The organism is Cupriavidus sp. C1SS-2L (genome assembly GCF_057073735.1).
In genome coordinates, this window is sequence record NZ_CP172708.1 from 576,219 (window position 1) to 597,719 (window position 21,501).

Below are 21,501 nucleotides of genomic sequence, written 5' to 3' on the forward strand. Positions count from 1 at the left end.
TACATGTGTATTCGACGGTATGCCCCAGAGCGCGAGGCGGCTCCGTCACCGGGTGCGGCGCATACGGCGTGTATTCCCCGATTTTCCCTTTCTGGTTGGCCGACAATCCGCCGCCGACAGTTCGCGCGTGCCGATGTTCCCGGGCAAAGCGCCCCGGCATGTTAAACTCCTCAGGTTTTTCGGCGCCGCAGCGTTTGCGCGGTACCTCGCACCTGTATTCCCCAGCCTGGTCATGCCTCTTTCCCAGCCCGTCAACCGCTCCCCGCGCCATACCCGCGCCATTACGGCCCAGGCTTACCTAAGGGAAGACGGCTTGTGGGACATCGAGGTGCGCCTGACCGACACCAAGCCCCGTGATATCGCCCTGGCGGGCAACCGCATCCGACCGGTCGGACAGCCGTTGCACGACCTGTGGCTGCGCGTCACGATCGACGAGGCGTTGAACGTGCTGGACGCGGAGGCTTGCTCCGACTGGGTGCCTTATCCGGGACACTGCGATCAGATCGGTCCGGCTTACCGCAAGCTGATCGGGCTGAACCTGCGCAAGGGCTTCCGCAAGGCGGTCAAGGAGCGCCTGTCCGGTATCCAGGGCTGCTCGCATCTGACCGAAGCTGCGGGCGTGCTGCCGAGTACAGCGATCCAGGCTTTCGCCGGCGAAGTCATCAGCATTCGCGATGGCGGCGACGACGATCCCAATCCCGAACCGCCTTACCAGTTGAACGGCTGCCACGCGCTGCGCTTCGACGGCGAGGTGGTCCGAGAGTTTTACCCGCGCTGGTATGGTCACCAGCCGAAGCCCAAGGTTCGGGCCGAGGCGGAGCAGGCCGCTGCGAACACGCCTCAGGCGCAAGCGGCAGCCGGCAACGGCAATGTTCCGTACGACCGGCCAACCGGCACTTCCGGCTGATTCTCAGGATCGGCCACGGACGAGAGAGTTCGTCTTTTTCAGATTCTTCCCCTTCTACCTTTTACGCCTACCCGAAAGGAAACACGCATGAATATCCATGAGTACCAAGGCAAGGAAATCCTGCGCAAATACAATGTGCCGGTTCCGCGCGGCATCCCCGCGTTCTCGGTCGCCGAGGCCCTGAAGGCCGCAGAAGAGCTTGGCGGCCCGGTTTGGGTGGTCAAGGCGCAAATTCATGCGGGTGGCCGCGGCAAGGGCGGCGGCGTGAAGGTTGCCAAGAGCATCGACGACGTCAAGACCTACGCCACCAACATCCTGGGCATGCAACTGGTCACGCACCAGACCGGTCCGGAAGGCAAGAAGGTCAACCGCCTGCTGATCGAAGAAGGCGCCGACATCAAGAAGGAACTGTACGTTTCGCTGGTGGTGGACCGCGTTTCGCAGAAGATCGCCCTGATGGCATCGAGCGAAGGCGGCATGGACATCGAGGAAGTCGCTGCCCACACCCCGGAAAAGATCCACACGCTGATCATCGAGCCGTCGACCGGCCTGACCGACGCTGACGCTGACGACATCGCCCGCAAGATCGGCGTGCCCGACGCTTCGGTTGCCCAGGCTCGCCAGGCCCTGCAAGGCCTGTACAAGGCGTTCTACGACACCGACGCTTCGCTGGCCGAAATCAACCCGCTGATCCTGACCGGCGAAGGCAAGGTCATCGCGCTGGACGCGAAGTTCAACTTCGACTCGAACGCGCTGTTCCGTCATCCGGAAATCGTCGCCTACCGCGACCTGGATGAGGAAGACGCCAACGAAATCGAAGCCTCGAAGTTCGACCTGGCCTACATCTCGCTGGACGGCAACATCGGCTGCCTGGTGAACGGCGCTGGCCTGGCCATGGCCACCATGGACACCATCAAGCTGTTCGGCGGCGAGCCGGCCAACTTCCTAGACGTGGGCGGCGGTGCCACCACCGAGAAGGTGACCGAAGCCTTCAAGCTGATGCTCAAGAACCCGAACGTGGAAGCCATCCTGGTGAACATCTTCGGCGGCATCATGCGCTGCGACGTGATCGCCGAAGGCGTGATCTCGGCGTCGAAGGCCGTGAACCTGACGGTACCGCTGGTCGTGCGCATGAAGGGCACCAACGAAGATCTGGGCAAGAAGATGCTGGCCGATTCGGGCCTGCCGATCATCGCCGCGGACACGATGGAAGAAGCGGCCCAGAAGGTTGTGGCCGCTGCCGCCGGCAAGAAGTAAGCCGGGCGCCGATACCAAACACAAGCGCACTTGGGCAGCGCGCGTGGCTTCGTGCCCGCGCTGCCAAAGGCCAAGCAAAGGACTAAAGCATGTCGATTCTGATCAACAAAGACACCAAGGTCATCACCCAGGGCATCACTGGCAAGACCGGCCAGTTCCACACCCGTGGCTGCCGTGACTACGCCAACGGCAAGAACTGCTTCGTCGCTGGCGTGAACCCGAAGAAGGCCGGCGAAGACTTCGAAGGCATTCCCATCTACGCGAGCGTCAAGGACGCCAAGGCCCAGACCGGCGCCACGGTTTCCGTGATCTACGTGCCGCCCGCAGGCGCCGCTGCCGCCATCTGGGAAGCCGTTGACGCCGACCTGGACCTGGTGGTCTGCATCACCGAAGGCATCCCCGTGCGCGACATGATGGAAGTCAAGGACCGCATGCGCCGCGAGAACAAGAAGACCCTGCTGCTGGGACCGAACTGCCCGGGCCTGATCACGCCGGACGAAATCAAGATCGGCATCATGCCGGGTCACATCCACCGCAAGGGCCGCATCGGCGTGGTGTCGCGCTCGGGCACGCTGACGTACGAAGCCGTGGGCCAGCTGACCGCGCTGGGCCTGGGCCAGTCGTCGGCTGTCGGTATCGGCGGCGACCCGATCAACGGCCTGAAGCACATCGACGTCATGAAGATGTTCAACGACGATCCGGAAACGGACGCCGTGGTCATGATCGGTGAAATCGGCGGTCCGGACGAAGCCAACGCGGCTTACTGGATCAAGGACAACATGAAGAAGCCGGTGGTTGGCTTCATCGCTGGCGTGACCGCGCCTCCGGGCAAGCGCATGGGCCACGCCGGCGCGCTGATCTCGGGTGGTGCCGACACCGCCCAGGCCAAGCTGGAAATCATGGAAGCCTGCGGTATCACGGTGACCAAGAACCCGTCGGAAATGGCTCGCCTGCTGAAGGCAAAGCTGTAAGCAACACCATCGTGCCTTGCGCGTCACGTGGCGCCCAGGGCCAGTGTTGAACCGCCCCGGACTTCGGCCGGGACGGGTTTGCCCCCGCCACTGTGCGGGGGCAATGTCATTGTGGCGACGTGCTTCCTAGGGTATTTCCGGAGTCGATTGCCCGTGATTTGAAACCGAATCGAAAGGTTCGCGCGATATACATGTCTGTTTTCTCAGACATCCGAACTGCCGCAATCGGGCGGTGTCGGACATATAGATAGAAACCTAGAGGAGCACTGCCGTGGAACTGCTGTCTTCCACCACGTTCTGGATTGCGTTGGGATCGATCATCCTGACCAACATCGTCCTGTCAGGCGACAACGCGGTGGTGATCGCGCTCGCCTCGCGCAATCTGCCGCCCAAGCAGCAGAAGAAGGCCATTTTCTGGGGCAGCGCCGCCGCCATCATCATGCGGGTCGTGCTGACCGTGGCAGCCGTCAAGCTGCTGAGCCTGCCGTACCTGAAGATCATCGGCGCCGTGCTGCTCGTCTATATCGGCGTGCAACTGCTGACTGGCGAAGATGACGAAGACGGTCACGACGCCAAGGACAATATCTGGGCCGCCATCCGCACGATCCTGATCGCCGACCTGGTGATGTCGCTCGACAACGTGGTCGCCGTCGCCGCCGCCGCGCAGAAGGGCCCCGAAGGCAGCCAGCTGATGCTTCTGATCCTGGGCCTGGGCCTGTCGATCCCGCTGATCGTGTTCGGCAGCACCATCCTGCTGAAGGTCATGGAGCGCTTCCCGGTCATCATCGTGCTGGGCGCCGCGCTGCTGGGCTATCTGGCTGGCGAAATGCTGGTGAGCGATCCGGTCGACGCAGCCTGGTTTGAAGTGCACGTGCCGCATGCCCATCTGGTGTTCGGCGCCATCGGCGCGATCCTGGTGGTGGTCGTCGGCAAGCTGATGAGCCGTCGGACGGCACAGACGGCTTAACGCAGGCAAGCGTCCACAAAGCAAAGGGCAGCCCTGGTGGCTGCCCTTTCTGCTGATGCAGCGCCGGAAAATGCGGAACTAACTTATGTGAGTTATCGCACATTTTGTCGGTCTGGCACGAGACATTGGCAGACAACTGACAATTTTTGGTGCTGGGGCACCGTGCGCGCTCACCAAGTGACGAAATTTGTCGCCTAACCCCCGATTCGTGGGGTATCGGTGCCTGGCACAGTACCTGCTCTAGCCTCCCCGCACTTCACAAAATCGAAGACGTGCAGTGCATCAACCTAAAATCTCTTCGAGGGGTCATCTCATGCAACGGGTACAACAAATCAAGAAGCTGGGCCGTCGGGTTCAGAAGGGCTTTACGCTGATCGAACTGATGATCGTTGTGGCGATCATTGGTATTTTGGCGGCGATTGCTATTCCGCAGTATCAGGATTATGTTACTCGTTCACGCTGGAGCGACAATATCACCTCCGTTTCCACGCTTAAGATGGCGATCGCGGAGTGTCTTCAAAATAACAGCGGAGCTCTGGGCTCGTGCGATACCGTGGCCAAGCTCACTACTACCGTGGGTTATCCTGGTATTCAAAACCCGGTCAATGGCACTGTGACGTTGACCGCTGCGACTGCAGCAATTGTTGTTACTGGTGCAGGGGCATTGGCCGCACCGGGATGTACGGTAACGCTGACGCCTACCGTTGGTACCAACGCTGTGACGTGGGCTGGCGCTACCGGTGGCGCGGCTGCTTGCACCAAGTCGCAGACTGGCATCTAAACACAGTGCGGCTTGGATTTTAGGCGCCTTTGGGCGCCTTTTTCTTTATCCAACAACCAAGCTATCATGCGCCTTTTCCCCGCAAGGCGCCGCATGCCGCAGTCTAAGACCGCCACCCCGGCGATCTTCCTCGTCCTCACGATTGCTTTCCCACTACTGGTATCCCGGCACACATTGCCGATGGCTACGTTCTATGGCGAGTGGGCAGCAGCGGCAGTGTTCCTGCTACTGGCAGCTTTGCTCACCGTATTCGCGCTGCGGTCTTCACGCGGATCGGATGCAAACATCCCGTGGATCGCCAGCCTCCCCCTATGGCTCGTCATTCTCGGAACCATCCAGTCCGCCACCGGATTCGATGACGTCACCGGCAGCCGGTTCGCAACGCAACTCACGCTCGGTCTCGGCGCGGCACTCATGCCCGCGGTCTGGCGTTACCGTTCGTCTGCTTCGCCTGACACACGCTCAGCTATCACAGATGCCCTCGCCACGGCCTTCCTCCTAGCAGGCCTCCTCGGCACCATTTCCCAATGGGTCCAGCTCTTCCACCTTGAATCCCGCTCGTTCGGCCTCGTCTCCTCCTATTTTTACGACGACAACCGCCGCCTCTGGGGCAACCTGAACCAGCCTAACCACCAGGCCACCGTGGAAGGCATGGCGCTTGTCGCGGCGACCTGGCTCGCCTCACGCGGCAAGCTTCGATTCCCTATGTGGCTGATCGCCGTGGTGCTGCTTGAAAGCGGCATCATATTGTCCGGTTCCCGCACCGGCGTGCTCCACGTGGGTCTCGCCGCGCTGTACGCCGTCATCGCCGCGTGGCTCGCGCGCGATACGCGCCATGATGTCGATCCGATGCGCCGGCCCACGGGGCTGCTGGTCGCGGCGGTTGTGATGGTCGCCGTTTTGCTGGTACTGCAGCCCATCATCAAGACAGCCGGCCACGCCTTCGACTGGCGCCTGTTCGACACCCTTGCGCAACTGCAGGCCGCAGACCAGATGTCCGCCCGCAGCGCGCTGTGGACGCACGCGTGGGCGATGTTTCGATCGCACCCATGGCTCGGTGTCGGCTGGGGCGAATTCGGTTGGGCCCAGTTCCAGCAGTTGCCGCAGGTCGGCGTAAAGGTCGAGATGTCACTGCATGCGCACAACGCAGTGCTCGATTTGCTGGCGAAGACCGGCATCGTCGGTATGGCCGGTGTCGCGCTGGTACTGCTGGGATGGCTGTGGCGGGTGGTGCGTGTGCGCATCTGGCACGCGGATAACGAAGAAAGGGCGCAAGCCATCGTCGTGCTCACGTGGCTGGCCATGCTATGCGCGCATTCGATGCTCGAGTACCCGCTGCACTACCTGTACTTCTTCCTGCCATTCTGCTTCATGTTGGGCTGGCTCGAGCCGCGCGGCTTTGGACGCTGGCATCTGCCGCGCTGGCTGTCGCTGGGACTGCTGGCAGGCTTTGCGGCGGTCAGTGCGATCGTGCTCGCGACGATGTGGCAGGACTACCGTCGCGCCGAGGCGCGAGAGTATGCTCCCCGCGAACGGCGTGCCACGCTGCCGATGCCGGCATACTGGTTTCGCCCGTATGCATCGGCCGATGTAGCCGAACGGGTCATCATCACCCCCGGCAATGCAGCGGATTTGCTGCCTGCCCATATCGCAGCGGTGCATCTGCTGCCGACGCCGACGATGATTGCCCGTACCGCCTGGCTGATGGCACTGACGGGCGATGCCGCGCAGGGCCGCGCATGGCTGGAACGCCTGCGCTACTACTATCTTGGCGATGAACCGAACCAGTACGCCACGCTGGACAACGCTTGCCACGAGCTAGCGGAGGCCGAGCGGCCGCGCGAGTTCTGCAGATGGATCCGCGAACAGGCGCGGCGCATGCCGGAATAGGGCGGCGTTGTCAGTACGGCCTGACGTAGCCGGGCGGCGGAGGCGGCGGAGGGTAGTAGTACGACGCCGCCGGCCGCGTAACCGTTGAGACGTTGCCGTAGACCGGCACGCGGTGGCCGCTGGCATACATGCACTGGAGGTAAGCCGCGTCATACTGGTGCTGCGTGCCGTAGCCCGAGTACTGCGCATTGCTTGCCCCAAATGCTGCGCCGGTCAGGAGGCCTACGCCGGCACCCACGGCCGCGCCTTCGCCGCCGCCGAATGCTGCGCCCGCGGCCGCTCCCAGCGCGGTACCGACCACAGTACTGCCCACAGCACTGGTATTCGCCGCCTGCGCCGAACTGACGCCGCCGACCTGCCCGAACGCGTACTGCCGGCAGTTGCCGTCATCGGCGCGGAACTGGTCAAACGTCTTGCCGGTGCCGGGCAATACCGTCACGGAGGGGCCCGATGGCAGCACGGCGCAGGCACCCAATGCCACCGTCGCAGCGGACATCGCTACGACGAGCGAGCGGCTGACGGATTGGACACGTGCCTTCATGATGACATCCTCGACTCAGGTGCTTCGGAGCTGGATGGCGGCTGTGCCGGCACCCGCTGCCAGCCGCCCGGGCATGCATGGATATACGGGTAGTAGCCTTCCGGCTGGTTGCAGTGGTACCACCACGCCTGGTCCGGCGTTTGTGGGGCGGACTGTTCAGGCCCGGGCGCAGGAACAGGACCGTTCGGACCCTGTTCGATGTATTGCGGCGGCGATGCAGGCGCCGCCATGACGGCAGGCGGATAGTAGTACGGGTATGGGTAGCCATAGCCGTATGGGTAGCCACCATACCAGCCTGGCCCGAAGTACACCCCCACCGATGGGTAGAACCCGTGATAGTAGCCACCGTGGTAATAGCCGCCGCCATGGTAGCCACCACCATGGTAGTAGCCCCGGCCCGCAATCGCGGCGCCGGTGGCGGTGACCGCCGCGAGGGCCAGCGCCAACTGGCAAAGCTTGCGCCCGTTCATGGAATCCACCCTTTGCGAAGGTTCCAGGCCGCGGCACTGCAGTGCAACAGCCTTTCCGGCCATGCCGGCCTGATTGCTATTGAATACCAATTTACGCTTGCCGGCGGTGCCGCATCGGCTGGCGAAATGCAGCGTTACCTTTATTACGGTGCACTGCAGTGGCGGTACGCATTGGGAAGATGTTGCAAGAATCGAGGCATCGTCAACGGTACTTCGAGGCCTCGGTCCGTGCATCATCACGTCCCGGCCGACTGCCTGGGCCGGGTGTTAATACATATGTTTGCGCGACATTGGCGGAAGTCGCCCGACCGCTATCTGGAAAAGGCGCTAGTACACCACTGGGATTCACAGGGTATGCCATCGCTATCCCCGTCCATCTGAGTGTTTGGACAGCTTTTCAGGAAAAACTTGGCTTCACTGCAGGAGGTCATTTGCGAACAATGTGTCCTGCCATCACAACTGAATGCGGTGGACGCTGCCGAGATTGTGGCCATATTGGCCTCCAAGGGCAAAGTTTCCGATGCGCCGGACTTGGGGGCGAAGTACTTGTATCCAAAAGCGCAAAGTGCAGCAACAGTGACCAATCCGACCAGGCGAGATCCAAGTGATTTTTCCTGGCGCGCCGGCGGTTTCATACGACTTCGGTATGGTGCCGTCAGAGGGACCCCCGGCCGTTGAACGTTGATGGCCTTATTCTTCCCGTCCTGGTTGAGCGTGACAAGGAACGTCAATGACTCACCAATCTTCGGCATGCCACCCTGCCTCGGGTAGTCCGAAATATGAACGAAGATGTCCCGACCACCATTCGACGGGGCAATAAACCCGAACCCCTTGTCCTTGTTCCAGCTTTTGAGGGTGCCGCTGATGCGTGTGTTCATGAGTTTTGAGGGTGCAGCCATTGTGGGGTGAAGTTACGCCGCGCGTGCAAGCTTGAACCGGCACCCCTTTGAGTAGTTACGGCAACCCCAGAACGAACCGTCCCTACGTTGCCGCTCTACCATCTTCACGCCACAGGCTGCACAGGTCGGCGTCTGGTAGTCACCTTCAAATGCTCGCGCAAGCAGCTTGATCTGCTTGTCAGCGTCCAGGGCGCGGATTCGCTCGACGATGGCAGGGCCGTCCAGTAGTTGGATGCCCGCCTCGGCGGCATAGGTTTGCACTGGCTGGCCGATGTACCCGGTCAATGACCAGAACACGCCCCTCTTCACTTTGTTCGAGTGCATGACTCCACCAAGCGCCCGAACCGGTTCGACCCTGACTGGTGAACGCCATGCCTTGCATTGGACGACGGCGATCGGCGCCGGCAGCCCATCCTTGTACAGGGTTGCATCGATACCCCCGTCGGCCCCATGGGGAACCGTTTTGACAGCGAACCCCATAGCCTCGTAGTACCACACGCAAAGCGTCTCAAACCGCTTCCATTCCAGTTGCCTGAGCGCATCCAGCGACCAGTCCTCCGGTATTGCAGAGGGAGCCATCTGATGCACAACCGGGGGTGTCTCACCGATCCGATCTTTCGCCTTGGGAGTTTTATTGGCGAGGGAGCCGGGATCAGGAACTGCTCGTAAGGTGCGCTCCCTGCGTTCAGCGCCGCCAGGAACCCTGCCGGCCTGCGTTTGGCGTTTTCGTGCACGCAGATAGGCCAGCAGCCCGAGAAAGCCGAATATCGCAGCCGGAACCCATGCGAGGGAGCGGCTGACCATGGCAAGGCCGATCAAGAATGGATTTGAGGCGAGCGAGGCGGGCAGAATGGCATGGAACCCGATGTAGCTGGCGAATGCCAACGCAGCCGAAACCCACCATGGCGCATCCAGCAGAGCCTCGCTTAGAGGCGATTGTCTTTTCCTCCGACCCATTGATTTACCTCGTTTTTGTTCAAATCGTTTGAGGCCAAATCTAGCAGAAGTAACAGGGCTTGCCGGTTGCTCCAACCCAACACCCCACGTCGTGGTTACTCCCCCGTCGTGCATGTCCAATGATACAAACATGGATTGATGGATACTTTCCATGGCATCCGGAAAATCCCACGCCGCTGAAAGCGTCGAGTTCAGCGGCATGTTCGAGGGCGGTCCACACCTTGATCGAAGTCGCCTTACATGGCAAGGCAGCCGCAGAACTGCCTGCATTACCTTGAATCTCGATTCCATCCCTGAATTCGCGATCGATCCGCTGCGTCTGGAGTTCCGAAGCGCGGAAACGGAACTGGCGTTCCAGCACCACCATCTGGATCGCAGTCGGGCGAGCCTGCGCCTGACACTGATTTTCTGCTCCGTCTTCTATCTGGCCTTTGCCATGACGGATGTGGCGGTGCTGGGCTATGGACGCGAGGCGCTGATCCTGTTCGCCGCGCGCATGCTGGTCGCGATCACCGCAACCATGGGCTTGTTCCTGATCCGCAACCAGCAGGAGCCCATTGCGGGCCTGTGGTTCGTTGCCAGTGCCGCCGAGGTGGTGGGCATGGCCACCTTCATGCTTATCGTCTGGTACCGCCCCAGTGAAATTCCATGGCATGGGATGTCGCTGTGCATCATGCTGATCGTCGTCTACATCTTCATCCCTAACCGGCTGATCATCGCGAAGGGCATCGCGATTGCCTCGACGGCGGCGTTCGTTCTCGTCGCGTTGGAGAAAGGAACCGGAACCGGCCCGCCCGCCGGTACGCTGACCATGTCGATGCTATTGCTGCTTGCCAACAGCTTCGGGCTCGTAGCAGCGCGTCGTTACCATCGCCTGTGGCGAGACGAATATCGCGTCCTCATGGACCTGAAGCAGGTGTCCCTGAGAGACCATCTGACCGATTGCTACAACCGACGCCATCTGCATGAGACGCTGCTCCCCACGGAAATCGCGAGTGCGCGCCGGTATCAGCACTGGCTGACCATGGTGGTCTGTGACATTGACCACTTCAAGTCGATCAACGACACGCATGGCCACCAGTCCGGTGACGCCGTGCTGCAGCACATCGCGGCCGTTCTCCGGGCCACCACCCGCAGGCACGTGGACAGCGTGGTCCGCTATGGCGGCGAAGAATTCCTGCTGCTCCTGCCGCAAACGGGCCCGGACGGTGCCTCGTATGTGGCGGAGCGGCTCAGGACTTCGATCGCGGGCAGTCCGACGATCGATGGCGCTGGCCGAAGCATCGAAGCGACGGCCAGCTTTGGAGTGCTGGCGGTCGATTTCTCGTCCGTTGGAAGTGATGTCACCGAAACGTCGTTGATCGCAGCCGCCGATGCGTTGCTTTACGAAGCCAAGGCATCCGGCCGGAACAGCATCCGCTTCCGGGAATGGCCCGGCAAATCGCGGGAACAGGACGTCGATGTTCTTGTGCTGGCTGCCTCTGATGCGCCGGGATGACGCCGTGGCCGCCGGCCCGGGCAGACACAGGCTTATGGAACCATTAGCCGGCCGGTGTGGAAACCCAATCCCCCGACTTCCCGCCGTGCTTCTCCAGCAGCTTCACATTGCCCATCACCATGCCGCGGTCCACCGCCTTGCACATGTCATAGATGGTGAGCAGCGCGACCTGCACGCCCGTCAGCGCCTCCATCTCCACGCCGGTCTGACCCCGCGTTTCGGTGCGGACGGTGCAGGTAATGCTGGAGCCAGCCTCGTCCAGCGCGAAGTCCACCGCGACCTTGGTCAGCCCGATCGGGTGGCATAGCGGGATCAGGTCGGCGGTGCGCTTGGTTGCCATGATCGCCGCGACCCGCGCGATGCCCAGCACGTCGCCTTTCTTTGCGTTGCCGTCGCGCACCAGCGCAAACGTGTCGGGCAGCATCGTGATGGTGCCGGTTGCCACGGCCACGCGGTGCGTGCTGGCCTTGTCGCCGACGTCGACCATATGGGCCTGTCCGGCGGTATCGAAATGGGTGAGCTGCGTCATGGCTGGATCCTGTACGGCAAGGGCGTGCAACCGCCGATGGGAACGGGTTGCGGAGGCCGCTATCATAGCAACATGCCCAAGACCCCATTGCTTCGCAGGCCAGGCGCCGCCGGCCTTTCCGGACCGCAAGGCGCCATGCCTGCCGGCCCGGCATCACTTGGCCCCGCGCGGAATGCGGGGCCATGGCGCCGTTCGCTGGTTGCCGTGATCGCGCTGACCATGGTGACGCCGGCGTGGCCGCAGGGAACAGCGCCCGCTGCGCCATCCGGCACCACGGCCAAGGCGGCCACCGTGCCGGTGGAAACTAGCGATCAGGTCTACGACAACCTGAGCCGCAGCGTGCGGGCAGGGCAGAAATCGGAGTTCGGGCTGCGCACCAACAATGCCGTTGTCGATGCCGGCGGCGTGCAATTGCCCGATATGGGCGATCCGTCCACCGCGGCGCTGTCGCCCGACATGGAAAAGCGCCTCGGCGACCGCATCATCCGTGACATCCGGCGCGATCCGCAGTATGTGCCCGATCCGCTGCTGTCCGACTATCTGAATGCGTTGGGCTACCGGCTGGTGCAGGCCGCACGGCGGCAGAACATCTCCGGATCGACCGGTGCGGGGACTTTCGCCACGGGTTTCGACCTCTTTGCCGTGCGTGACCGTAGCATCAACGCGTTCGCGTTGCCGGGTGGCTATATCGGCGTGCATACGGGCCTGCTGGTGCAGTCGGAGACCGAATCCGAACTCGCGTCGGTGCTCGGCCACGAAATCGGCCACGTGATGCAGCGCCATATCGCACGCGGCATCACGCAGCAGGACCAGTCGATGTGGATCGCGCTGGCCTCGATGGTGCTGGCGGGCCTGGCGGCCACGCGCAGTCCCGATGCGGCGGCCGCGCTGGCGATGGGCGGGCAGGGCGCGGCCATCGCCAACCAGCTTTCATTCTCGCGCGGGGCTGAGCGCGAGGCCGACCGGGTCGGCTTCCAGATCATGACCGCGGCTGGTTTCGATCCGCAGGGCATGCCGGATTTCTTCCAGCGGCTCCAGCGGGCGTCGGGCACGGCGGAGAATTCGGTGCCGTCCTACGTGCGGACCCACCCGCTCACCTCCGAGCGGATTGCGGACATGCAGGATCGCGTCAGCCACGTGTCGGCGCGCAAGGTGCCCAATACGCCCGAATACGAGTTCGCGCGCGTGCGGGCACGCGTGATCCAGGAAACCTCGCCCAGCGAACTGCAGAACCTGCGCGCGGCGATACGTTCGCAACTGGCAAATGCCTCGGCGCTGCGCGCGCCGGCGCTGCACTATGGCCTGGCCTTCGTCGAGCAGCGCCTCGGCCGCTATCCGGCGGCCGAGCAGGAACTGGCCGAAACGCGCCGGCTGTACGGCAACATTCCCGGGGCCACGTCGGGTAGCCCCATGCTCGATGTGATGGCGATCGAGCTCTCGCGCCAGCAGGGCCGCGTGCCCGAAGCGATGAGCCAGGCCACGGCATCGATGAAGGCGTTCCCGCTGTCGCACGCCGTGGCGCTGGCCTATGCGGATACGCTGCTCGGCACTGGCCAGTTCGACGCGGCGGTGACGTTCCTGCGCGAACGCACACGGGAGGAAACCACGCGCAGCGAGTGGTGGGAAATGCTGGCGCGGGCCTATGCCGGACAGGGCAAGCGGGTGCAGCAGCACCAGGCACTGGCGGAAAAGTATGCGATGGACGGCGCCTACCAGGCCGCGATCGAACAGCTGCAGATCGCGCGCAAGGCCGGCGATGGCGATTTCTACACGTTGTCCGAAGTCGATGCGCGCCTGCACCAGCTCCAGCGTCAGTACCGCGAGGAAAAGCAGGACAACAAGGGCATGCCGAACTGAGCGGCGCGGTCAGGCGGCCGGCGGCTGCGGATCGCGCACGAAGCCGAAGCGCTTCGGGACTTCGGCGGCGGCAATCGGTTCGATCGGAATGTCGCGTCCGTCGTGACGGAAGATGCCGAGATCCGCGCCGCACGCATCGCCATGCCATTCGCTTGCGCCGCTGAAAAGATCGAGGTCATGGTCATGCAGCAGCGCTGCGTGCAGGCCATCTTCCCCGTCGATTGGGCCGGCCAGAACGACATTGCCGTCTTCGTCGGCGAAACAGGACTGCACGGCAAACGCACGCTGCGTGGTCGTGCTCAGCTTGCCTTCATGCAGCCGCACGATCCACGGCGCATAGCCGAGCGACACGAACACGCGCTGCGGTCCGTTCTGGAAGTACCACGCGCCGCGCTCGTCGCGCAGGTAGTTGCGCGCGATGAATGCGATCAGCGTTTCATGCCGGATGGGGTCGCCCGACAGGCCGTGCTCCTGCGCGAATTCATTGCGCAAGCGCCATTGTCCGCGGCGATCAAGCGCAAGCCAGCCGTAGCAGTTGGGCACATTGGGCCAGCGCGCCATCGCTTGCCGGACTGATTCATCCATCGTGGTGTCTCCTTGTTGCGCTTGGCGCGCAGCGATGTGCCGGCTTCAGGCCATGCTGTCGAAGAAGCGCAGAATCCGCGCGGGCAGCCATTCGATATGCCCGCTGAACGGCAGCAGCGGCAACTGTGCCAGCAGGCCGGCAGGTGGTGTCATGAAGCCGACGTGGCCGCCGTGTTCGGGCTGCTCCAGCCAGACCTGCGGACTGACGTCGGCGGGGCCGGGCAGGTGCCGGGCCGGCAGGAACGGGTCGTTGCGCGCGTTAAGCACCAGCGTCGGCACGGCAATCTCGCCGAGCACGGGTTTGCTCGCGGCGCGCTTCCAGTAGTCGTTGGTATCGCGAAAGCCGTGCAGCGGCGCGGTGACGACGTTGTCGAACGCGTACAGGTCGCGGCTGGCCAGCATGGTGTCCCGGTCGAACAGGCCTGGAAACTGTTCGAGCTTGGCCAGCGACTTGCGCTTGAGCGTCTGCAGGAACATGCGCGTGTAGAGCATGTTGAAGCCTTCTGACAGCGCAGCGCCGCCGGCGGCCAGGTCCAGCGGCGCGGAGATCGACGCGGCCGCTGTCACGAAGTCGGCCGTGCTGCCCTGTTCGCCAAGGTAGCGCAGCAACGCGTTGCCACCCAGCGATATGCCGACCACCAGCATCTTGCGGTCACCCGCGCAGTGTTCGCGGCGCAGGCGTTCGAGTACCCAGCGGATCTCGGCGGAATCGCCGGAATGATAGAAGCGCGGCGCGCGATTGAGCTCGCCCGAGCAGCCACGGAAGTGTGGGATCACGCCCTGCCAGCCGCGTGGCCGCAGTGCATGCATCAGCGCCTGTGCGTAGTGGCTGCCGGAATCGCCTTCGAGCCCATGGAACATCACCAGCAGCGGCGAGCCGTCATGGACCGCGTGCGTGGTCCAGTCGAGGTCGATGAAGTCCTGGTCGGGCGTGTCCCAGCGCTCGCGGCGAAAGTGCACGCGCGGCGGACGGCGCGTAAAGCGCGCGGGAATAATGGTCTGGGCGTGGCCGCCACGCAGCCACCAGGGCATGGCGATGCTGTCGCCATAAGCGTGGCCCGTGGCGTCGGCCTGGGTGGTGGATGGCAGGCGATGGTGCGGAAGCTGCGTCATGCCGGCATCGGTCGTGCGAAGGGCCGGGCGCGACGGCCCGGAGCCTGTGTTGCGTTCAGTGCAGGGCCTGCCCCGGGGCAGCGGCCACGGTGGCTACCTGCACGGCGTTGGCCGGGCTGCAGTGGATATGCGCGAGGCGCCAGCCCTCATGGTTTTGCATCAGCACGTATGTCGTGTGCACGTACAGGTCGGCCTCGACGCGGTCCGTGCCGAAGCGCAGGGCCTCGGTCACGTCGAAGATCGATACGCCCAGCGACGCATGGCTGCTGGTCTCGATCGCATCGATCAGCACCGGCTGCTCTTCGAGCAATTGCGAGAACGCCTGGCGCAGGTGTTCATGGCCGATCAGGCGCTGCCCGTCAGGCATCACGCAGGTGACCGAGTCTTCGTCGAGCCACAGTCGCAGCGCGCCGTCGGCATCGCGCAGTTTCATGGCCTCGCGGAAGGCCTGGACAATGTCTTCCGCGGAATCGAACAGACGGGCAAAACGGGGCATGGTCGCGATTTCAGGGGTCAGGGCCGGTGCAGCAGCTTGCGCAGTTCAACGAACACCATTTCGGGCTCGATGTCCTTCAGGCAGCGCATGTGTCCCAGGGGACACTCGTGTTTGAGGCACGGACTGCATTCGAGTTGCAGCCACATGATACTCGCTGCCTGTGACAGGGGCGGCGTCTGGCGCGGATCGCTCGAGCCGAACACCGCAACTTGCGGGCGGTTCAGCGCCGCGGCGATGTGCATGAGGCCGGTGTCGTTGCATACGGCCGCTTCGGACAGCGCGAGCAGGTCGATGGCATCGTCGAGCGAAGTCTTGCCGCACAGGTTGCGCACGAACGGCGCTTCGCTCGTGATCTCCGCAGCGGCGTCCGCATCGGCGGCCGCGCCCAGCGTGATCATCTGGGCATACGGGTACGAGCGCCTCAGCATCTGTGCGAGCTTCGCGAAATGCGCGGCAGGCCAGCGACGGGCGGGGCCGAAGCCAGCGCCCGGGCAGAACGCGATCACGCGTGTCTGCGGCGGGATGCCGAAGCGCTCGGCCGTGGCGGCGATCCGGACGGCATCGGTACGCAGGCGCGGTTCGGGCAATTCCGCCGGCGGCTTTGCGCCGGGCCGCAGCGCCAGGCGCGCGTAATGCTCGGCCATGACCGGGCGGCCGTTGCGCGGCGGGTTGGCATGGCGCACGTTCAGCATGCCAAAGCGAGACTCGCCGCGATAGCCGACGCGCAGCGGAATGCCTGCCAGCCACGGAATCAGCGCCGACTTGAGCGAATCCGGCAGCACGTAGGCCATGTCGTAGCCTTCGTTCTTGAGCTGCTGGGCGAACATGAACCGTGCCGAAAGCTGCAGCTTCCCGTGCGTCAGGTCGCTCGGGAAGACCCTGCCCATCTCCGGCATGCGCGCCAGCACCGGGCCGACCCATTTGGGTGCAAGGGCGTCGATGACCAGCCGCGGATGGCGCGCCTTGAGCAGCCCGAGCAGCGGCTGGGCCATCAGGGCGTCGCTGATCCGGTCAGGGGCGATGACGAGGGCTTTTTTCATGAGTGGGGCGAAGCTTGCCCGCCGTCAGTGGCGGGCGGAAATGCCAACGCCCCGGGGCGCCGCCAGGCGGCCCGGAGCGTCGGAGTGCTGCAGGAGCGTGTGGGCCGCTCAGTGGTGGCCCTTCAGCACGGTGCCCGGCTTGAGCTTGTACACGGTGCCGCAGTACGGGCACTTGGCTTCGCCGGTGTCGACCACGTCCAGGAACACGCGCGGATGGTAGTTCCACGCCGGCGTGTTGGCCGTGGGGCAGTGCAGGGGAATGTCTTCGGCGCCGATTTCGACGATGGTGGCGGTTTGCGTCATGGTGTTGCGGGGTGTCGTGCTTCGGGATTCGGTCGTGCTGCCGCCTTGCCGGGCGTCAGCCGCTTCTTGTCTGGCTTGCCGGTTCCGCCGGATATCCGGGGTGCGGCAAAAGCATACATTGTAAGCTGCGGGGGCATGGGTGCCAACGCGGCAACTCGCGAAAGGCGGTCTAAAATGCCCGCTTTCGCGTCGTTCTTCCCCAATTTCCTGATTCCGGACCTGTTTCTGTGCAATCCGCCACCCTTCCCGGCTCCGATGCTGCCCCCGGCAGCAGCCTTCCCGCCTGGCAACAGGCACTGGAAGCCCTGCAAGGGCTGGCGGCGGGCGCTGAGGGCGTGGGCATTGCAACGGATCGCCGCCTGCTGTGGGCACTGACCCTGGACGCCGACGGTGCCGTCGGCGCCATCGAGCCGCTGGAGCAGGTCCGCGGCGCGCGCGGTTGGGGCAAGCCGCGCCCGGTGCCCTTGGCGCGCGTGGCGGAGGACGGGCAACTGCCAGCATGGGATACACGCGTGGCGCATGCCATCCGGCGCGACCAGTCGCACAACCGGCGCTATGTGCTCGATCGCGCAGCCGCCATCGCGGCGCTGGTGGGCCACCCCGCGGTCGTGCTGGCCCGTTCGCCGGAACAGGTGCTGGAAGTGACCGAAGGCACGCCAGCGCTCGAAGCCGTGCATACCGACGGCCGTTACCTGCTGCGGATCTACCCGCCGCTGCGCGAAGCGCCCGCGATGGAAGCCTACCTGCCGGCGGCGGCACGCCAGGATGCCGAGGCGCTGCGCCATATCACGGTGCTGCGTGATGGCCCGCAGCGGTTGCGCGTCATCCGCTTTACGCCGGCGCAACTAGGCGCCGCGCAGCTCGTTGCCGATGGCCTTTCGATTCCCGAAGCCGGCCGCGCGCAACTTGACCGCACGCTGCGCGCGCTGGCGGGGCACTTCCAGGTCGAGGCCGACCCGACCGGCGCCGTGCGCGAACTGGAGCCCGAAGCGCGGCTGCGCGCCGAGGTGGCGCCGCATGGACGCGGCATCGCGCTGCGGCTCGTGGTCACGCCACTCGGACCGCTCGGTCCACGTCTGGCGCCCGGCGCGGGCCGCGAGCGGCTGATGGCCACCGTGCGCGGCGAAACGCTCGCGACGCAGCGCGATCTCGATGCCGAACTGGCGAACGTGGCCGAGGTATTTGCCGAACTGCCGTTTCTCGTCCCGCTGGCTCCGCCCGATGGCGAGCATAGCTGGGTGCTTGACGATCCCGAGGACGCATTGGCCGTGGTCGAAGCGCTGCCGCGCCTGGCCGGCGTGCAGGCGCTCGAGTGGCCGCGCGGCAAGGAGATGCGCGTGGTCGCCGCCGACCTGCCGCAACTCAGCGTGACGGTCGAAACGCGCAACACGTGGTACCGGCTGGTTGGCGAGCTGCGTGTGGCCGAAGGGCTCGTGCTGGAACTTGGCAAGCTGATCGACTGGACCAGCAGCCACGCGGGCCGTTTCGTGCCGATGGGGCAGGGCGTGTACATTGCGCTCACGCGCACGCTGCGGGGCCGCCTACGCGATCTGGCCAGTGTTGCCGACCAGGTCCCCGATGGTATCCGCGTCCCGTTGATGGCTACGCCATGGCTCGACGATGTGCTGGCCGGCGCGGGGGTCGATCCTGATGCGCATTTCCGCCAGCGGCTGGCACGATTGCGGACCGCGCGAGAGACCGATATCACGCTCCCGCCGAATCTGGCCGCCGAGCTGCGACCCTACCAGTACGACGGCTACCGCTGGGCGATGACGCTGGCCTCCGCAGGCCTCGGCGCTTGTCTTGCCGACGACATGGGCCTCGGCAAGACGCTGCAGGCACTGGCGGTGCTGCTGGCGCGCGCGGGCGGCGGCGCGGGCCTGGTGATCGCGCCGACTTCGGTCTGCGGCAACTGGGCCGCTGAAGCGCGACGCTTCGCGCCGACGCTCAATGTGCACGTCTATGCCGAAGGCGAGCGCGAAGCCCTGCTGGCCCAGGCGGGCGCAGGCGATCTCGTCATCGTCTCGTACACGCTGCTGCAGCAGGCGCGCCAGGCATTCTGCGCGCGCGAGTGGCACACGGTAGTGGCCGACGAAGCGCAGGCGATCAAGAACGCCGCATCGCGCCGTGCGCAGGCATTGTTCGATCTGCCATCGGGATTCCGCATGGTGCTTTCGGGCACGCCCATCGAAAACCGGCTGGCCGAACTCTGGTCGGTCATGCGTTTCTGCAACCCGGGCTTGCTCGGCTCGCTGGCCCGCTTCAACGAGCATTTCGCGAACCCCATCGAGCGCAGTGGCGCACGAGAAGTCCGTCAGCGGCTGGGGCGCATGATCGCGCCCTTCGTGCTGCGCCGGACCAAGGCGCAGGTGCTCGACGAACTGCCGCCGCGCACCGAACTTGTCATCCGCGTCGAGCCGGCACCGGTCGAGGCCGCGCACTACGAGGCATTGCGACGGCAGGCGCAGTCCCAGGCCGAAGCTGCGCTCGCACGCGTCGAAGCTGCGCGCAAGGCTACGCGCGGCGCTCCCGAGGGCGCGCGCGCGAGGGCAGTGGCACAGGCCCAGTTTCAGGCGGAGGCCCGCATCCACGTGCTCGCGCAACTGATGCGGCTGCGTCGCGCGGCCTGCGATGCGCGGCTCGTGACGCCGGAGGTGGGTCAGGCAGGCGCCAAGGTGCGGACCTTTGTCGACCTTGCCGGCGAACTCGCGGCCAATGGCCACAAGGTGCTGGTGTTCAGCCAGTTCGTGGATTTCCTGCAATTGCTCAGGCAGGGCATCGAACAAGCGGGACTCGCGCTGCAGTACCTGGACGGCGCCACGCCAGCTGCCGAACGCACACGGCGCGTGGCCGCGTTCCAGGCGGGCGAGGGCGATGTCTTCCTGATCAGCCTGAAGGCCGGTGGTTTCGGCCTGAACCTGACGGCGGCCGACTACGTGATCATCGCCGATCCGTGGTGGAATCCGGCCGCGGAAGACCAGGCCATGGGCCGCGCCCATCGTATCGGCCAGCAGCGTCCCGTTACCGTGTACCGGCTCATCACCGCGGGGACCATCGAGGAGCGTATCGTCGAACTGCACAAGGACAAGCGCGCGCTGGCCGACGGCTTGCTCGATGCCGATGACGAAGCCGCGTCGGGCATCGGCGCACCGCTGCCCGACGTGGATGAACTGGTCGGGCTGCTGCGGCGCTGAGCGTTGCCGCGATACGACTGATCACACCATATGCCGGCGCGGCATACCTTCAAGTGAACTCGGTCGTTTGGTTTTGCCGCGAACATTGCTATCGTGTGGTCTTGGCCCAGGGCGCCAAGACCCTGGCCCGTGATGGCGTCGTCCCCGCAATGGTAATGGCGCCGTTGTCCTTCACTTTCCACGACGGTGCCCCTATGTCCCGCCTGCCCCTGCGTTTGTCCTTCCGCTCCGCACTCAAACTGACCGCTGGCCTCGCCGCGGCCTGCGCCATTGCCGCGCCCGCGCTTGCACAAGGCGAATGGCCGACGCAGCCAGTGACCATCCTGATGGGTTTCACCGCGGGCTCCGGTGTGGACATGGTGGGCCGCACGCTTCAGGAATCGCTGCAGAAGTCGCTCAAGACGACCATCATCTACGACTACCGTCCGGGCGCGGGCGGCAACGTGGCCTCGGAAGTCGTGGCCCACGCCAAGCCGGACGGCTACACACTGCTGCTCGGCACGGCCGCCACGCACGGCATCAACCCGGCGCTGTACAAGACCCTGCCGTTCGATGCCGACGCCGATTTCACGCCGATCGCGCCGCTGGTCGAAGTCTCGAACGTGCTGACCATCAACCCGGCCGTGATCGATGTGAAGTCGGTCAAAGAGTTCATCGAGAAGATCAAGGCCAATCCGGGCAAATACAACTACGCGTCCACGGGCAACGGCACGGGCACGCACCTGGCGTTCGCCGAGTTCAATGCGCGCGCGGGTCTCGACATGGTCCACGTGCCGTACAAGGGCGGTCCCGACGCGTTGCAGGCCGTGCTCAAGGGCGAGGTCTGCTGCATCTTTAACCAGGTCCAGAGCGTGCTGCCGCAATATCGAGCGGGCAAGGTGCGCTTGCTTGGCGTGAGCACGAACAAGCGCGTGCCGGTCATTCCTGAAGTGCCGGCCATTTCCGAAAGCGGCCTGCCCGGCTTCAACAGCACGATCTGGTTCGGCTTCTTCGGGCCCAAGGGCCTGGACCCGAAGATCGCACGCAAGATCAATGACGCGGTGAAGGTTGCGCTGGAAAACCCGGCGATTCGCCAGAAGCTGATCGATGCGGGCAACACGCCGCGCGTGGAGACCGTCGATCAGTTCAAGGCTACGGTGAAGGCGGACCGCCAGAAGTGGGCGGGTGTGGTGAAGACGGTTGGGGCGTCGATCGATTGATCGGGGTTTGAAGGAGACGCGCCCGCGAAGGTGCGGGCGCGTCGGGC

Annotated in this window: 20 protein-coding genes; 10 read left to right on the top strand and 10 right to left on the bottom strand. The window is 64.5% G+C overall.

Annotated elements, in window-relative coordinates; all coding sequences use genetic code 11:
* Positions 1–232 precede the first annotated feature (232 nt).
* The 6 genes from ACIGJG_RS02685 (at position 233) to ACIGJG_RS02710 (ending at position 6,773) form a co-directional block, all read left to right on the top strand.
* The gene (locus ACIGJG_RS02685; protein WP_011296718.1) at positions 233–907 is read left to right on the top strand and encodes a DUF2889 domain-containing protein; all 675 of its coding nucleotides are present in this window, start codon (positions 233–235) and stop codon (positions 905–907) included.
* Positions 908–994: 87 nt separating this feature from the next.
* Entirely contained in the window at positions 995–2,164 is a 1,170-nt protein-coding gene (gene sucC, locus ACIGJG_RS02690) for an ADP-forming succinate--CoA ligase subunit beta (protein WP_011296719.1), read from the top strand.
* A gap of 89 nt (positions 2,165–2,253) precedes the next feature.
* Positions 2,254–3,135: a succinate--CoA ligase subunit alpha gene (gene sucD / locus ACIGJG_RS02695; protein ID WP_011296720.1), complete on the top strand. Its 882-nt coding sequence runs from the start codon at positions 2,254–2,256 to the stop codon at positions 3,133–3,135.
* Between the two features lie 271 nt (positions 3,136–3,406).
* Positions 3,407–4,102 carry a TerC family protein gene (locus ACIGJG_RS02700; protein WP_011296721.1) on the top strand — a complete coding sequence of 232 codons (696 nt, stop codon included), beginning with the start codon at positions 3,407–3,409 and terminating at the stop codon, positions 4,100–4,102.
* Positions 4,103–4,415: 313 nt separating this feature from the next.
* Positions 4,416–4,883, top strand: coding sequence for a pilin (locus ACIGJG_RS02705; protein ID WP_483672724.1), 468 nt, complete (start codon positions 4,416–4,418; stop codon positions 4,881–4,883).
* 93 nt (positions 4,884–4,976) lie between these two features.
* Positions 4,977–6,773, top strand: coding sequence for a PglL family O-oligosaccharyltransferase (locus tag ACIGJG_RS02710; RefSeq protein WP_483673045.1), 1,797 nt, complete (start codon positions 4,977–4,979; stop codon positions 6,771–6,773).
* A 10-nt stretch (positions 6,774–6,783) separates the two neighbouring features.
* Here ACIGJG_RS02710 and ACIGJG_RS02715 read toward each other — a convergent pair whose 3' ends face one another.
* The 4 genes from ACIGJG_RS02715 to ACIGJG_RS02730 form a co-directional block, all read right to left on the bottom strand.
* Positions 6,784–7,314: a YMGG-like glycine zipper-containing protein gene (locus ACIGJG_RS02715; RefSeq protein ID WP_220631302.1), complete on the bottom strand. Its 531-nt coding sequence runs from the start codon at positions 7,312–7,314 to the stop codon at positions 6,784–6,786.
* Positions 7,311–7,784, bottom strand: coding sequence for a hypothetical protein (locus tag ACIGJG_RS02720; RefSeq protein WP_041679817.1), 474 nt, complete (start codon positions 7,782–7,784; stop codon positions 7,311–7,313). The genes ACIGJG_RS02715 and ACIGJG_RS02720 overlap by 4 nt, the downstream gene beginning before the upstream one ends.
* Before the next feature lie 311 nt (positions 7,785–8,095).
* Entirely contained in the window at positions 8,096–8,662 is a 567-nt protein-coding gene (locus ACIGJG_RS02725; protein WP_483672725.1) for a cold shock domain-containing protein, read from the bottom strand.
* A gap of 33 nt (positions 8,663–8,695) precedes the next feature.
* The gene (locus ACIGJG_RS02730; RefSeq protein ID WP_235679815.1) at positions 8,696–9,841 is read right to left on the bottom strand and encodes a restriction endonuclease; all 1,146 of its coding nucleotides are present in this window, start codon (positions 9,839–9,841) and stop codon (positions 8,696–8,698) included.
* Between ACIGJG_RS02730 and ACIGJG_RS02735 the strand changes: the two genes are divergently transcribed.
* Complete coding sequence (locus ACIGJG_RS02735) at positions 9,792–11,138, top strand: GGDEF domain-containing protein (protein ID WP_235679814.1); 1,347 nt, start codon at positions 9,792–9,794, stop codon at positions 11,136–11,138. The genes ACIGJG_RS02730 and ACIGJG_RS02735 overlap by 50 nt on opposite strands.
* A gap of 43 nt (positions 11,139–11,181) precedes the next feature.
* Here ACIGJG_RS02735 and moaC read toward each other — a convergent pair whose 3' ends face one another.
* On the bottom strand, positions 11,182–11,667 hold the full coding sequence (moaC, locus tag ACIGJG_RS02740) for a cyclic pyranopterin monophosphate synthase MoaC (protein ID WP_011296729.1): 486 nt from the start codon (positions 11,665–11,667) through the stop codon (positions 11,182–11,184).
* Positions 11,668–11,739: 72 nt separating this feature from the next.
* On the opposite strand from moaC, the gene ACIGJG_RS02745 reads away from it, so the two are divergent.
* Positions 11,740–13,524, top strand: coding sequence for a beta-barrel assembly-enhancing protease (locus ACIGJG_RS02745; RefSeq protein WP_041679475.1), 1,785 nt, complete (start codon positions 11,740–11,742; stop codon positions 13,522–13,524).
* A 9-nt stretch (positions 13,525–13,533) separates the two neighbouring features.
* On the opposite strand, the gene ACIGJG_RS02750 is transcribed toward ACIGJG_RS02745, so the two are convergent.
* The 5 genes from ACIGJG_RS02750 to ACIGJG_RS02770 form a co-directional block, all read right to left on the bottom strand.
* Positions 13,534–14,109, bottom strand: coding sequence for a DUF2946 family protein (locus tag ACIGJG_RS02750; RefSeq protein WP_011296731.1), 576 nt, complete (start codon positions 14,107–14,109; stop codon positions 13,534–13,536).
* A gap of 45 nt (positions 14,110–14,154) precedes the next feature.
* Positions 14,155–15,222, bottom strand: a complete 1,068-nt coding sequence (locus tag ACIGJG_RS02755) for a YheT family hydrolase (protein WP_220631306.1) — start codon at positions 15,220–15,222, stop codon at positions 14,155–14,157.
* Between the two features lie 55 nt (positions 15,223–15,277).
* Positions 15,278–15,718: a YybH family protein gene (locus ACIGJG_RS02760; RefSeq protein WP_011296733.1), complete on the bottom strand. Its 441-nt coding sequence runs from the start codon at positions 15,716–15,718 to the stop codon at positions 15,278–15,280.
* 17 nt (positions 15,719–15,735) lie between these two features.
* Positions 15,736–16,758: a lipopolysaccharide heptosyltransferase II gene (waaF, locus tag ACIGJG_RS02765; RefSeq protein ID WP_011296734.1), complete on the bottom strand. Its 1,023-nt coding sequence runs from the start codon at positions 16,756–16,758 to the stop codon at positions 15,736–15,738.
* A gap of 108 nt (positions 16,759–16,866) precedes the next feature.
* Entirely contained in the window at positions 16,867–17,061 is a 195-nt protein-coding gene (locus ACIGJG_RS02770) for a zinc-finger domain-containing protein (protein ID WP_140950774.1), read from the bottom strand.
* Positions 17,062–17,288: 227 nt separating this feature from the next.
* On the opposite strand from ACIGJG_RS02770, the gene ACIGJG_RS02775 reads away from it, so the two are divergent.
* Entirely contained in the window at positions 17,289–20,255 is a 2,967-nt protein-coding gene (locus ACIGJG_RS02775) for a DEAD/DEAH box helicase (protein WP_140950773.1), read from the top strand.
* Positions 20,256–20,449: 194 nt separating this feature from the next.
* Positions 20,450–21,454 carry a Bug family tripartite tricarboxylate transporter substrate binding protein gene (locus tag ACIGJG_RS02780; RefSeq protein ID WP_011296737.1) on the top strand — a complete coding sequence of 335 codons (1,005 nt, stop codon included), beginning with the start codon at positions 20,450–20,452 and terminating at the stop codon, positions 21,452–21,454.
* Positions 21,455–21,501 lie beyond the last annotated feature (47 nt).

Bases quoted from the DNA above. Each gene is read 5' to 3' on its own strand.
- ACIGJG_RS02685 (WP_011296718.1), top strand. From the start codon at position 233: ATGCCTCTTTCCCAGCCCGTCAACCGCTCCCCGCGCCATACCCGCGCC.
- sucC (WP_011296719.1), top strand. From the start codon at position 995: ATGAATATCCATGAGTACCAAGGCAAGGAAATCCTGCGCAAATACAAT.
- sucD (WP_011296720.1), top strand. From the start codon at position 2,254: ATGTCGATTCTGATCAACAAAGACACCAAGGTCATCACCCAGGGCATC.
- ACIGJG_RS02705 (WP_483672724.1), top strand. From the start codon at position 4,416: ATGCAACGGGTACAACAAATCAAGAAGCTGGGCCGTCGGGTTCAGAAG.
- ACIGJG_RS02710 (WP_483673045.1), top strand. From the start codon at position 4,977: ATGCCGCAGTCTAAGACCGCCACCCCGGCGATCTTCCTCGTCCTCACG.
- ACIGJG_RS02715 (WP_220631302.1), bottom strand. From the start codon at position 7,314: ATGAAGGCACGTGTCCAATCCGTCAGCCGCTCGCTCGTCGTAGCGATG.
- ACIGJG_RS02720 (WP_041679817.1), bottom strand. From the start codon at position 7,784: ATGAACGGGCGCAAGCTTTGCCAGTTGGCGCTGGCCCTCGCGGCGGTC.
- ACIGJG_RS02725 (WP_483672725.1), bottom strand. From the start codon at position 8,662: ATGAACACACGCATCAGCGGCACCCTCAAAAGCTGGAACAAGGACAAG.
- ACIGJG_RS02735 (WP_235679814.1), top strand. From the start codon at position 9,792: ATGGCATCCGGAAAATCCCACGCCGCTGAAAGCGTCGAGTTCAGCGGC.
- ACIGJG_RS02730 (WP_235679815.1), bottom strand. From the start codon at position 9,841: ATGCCGCTGAACTCGACGCTTTCAGCGGCGTGGGATTTTCCGGATGCC.
- moaC (WP_011296729.1), bottom strand. From the start codon at position 11,667: ATGACGCAGCTCACCCATTTCGATACCGCCGGACAGGCCCATATGGTC.
- ACIGJG_RS02745 (WP_041679475.1), top strand. From the start codon at position 11,740: ATGCCCAAGACCCCATTGCTTCGCAGGCCAGGCGCCGCCGGCCTTTCC.
- ACIGJG_RS02750 (WP_011296731.1), bottom strand. From the start codon at position 14,109: ATGGATGAATCAGTCCGGCAAGCGATGGCGCGCTGGCCCAATGTGCCC.
- ACIGJG_RS02755 (WP_220631306.1), bottom strand. From the start codon at position 15,222: ATGACGCAGCTTCCGCACCATCGCCTGCCATCCACCACCCAGGCCGAC.
- ACIGJG_RS02760 (WP_011296733.1), bottom strand. From the start codon at position 15,718: ATGCCCCGTTTTGCCCGTCTGTTCGATTCCGCGGAAGACATTGTCCAG.
- waaF (WP_011296734.1), bottom strand. From the start codon at position 16,758: ATGAAAAAAGCCCTCGTCATCGCCCCTGACCGGATCAGCGACGCCCTG.
- ACIGJG_RS02770 (WP_140950774.1), bottom strand. From the start codon at position 17,061: ATGACGCAAACCGCCACCATCGTCGAAATCGGCGCCGAAGACATTCCC.
- ACIGJG_RS02780 (WP_011296737.1), top strand. From the start codon at position 20,450: ATGTCCCGCCTGCCCCTGCGTTTGTCCTTCCGCTCCGCACTCAAACTG.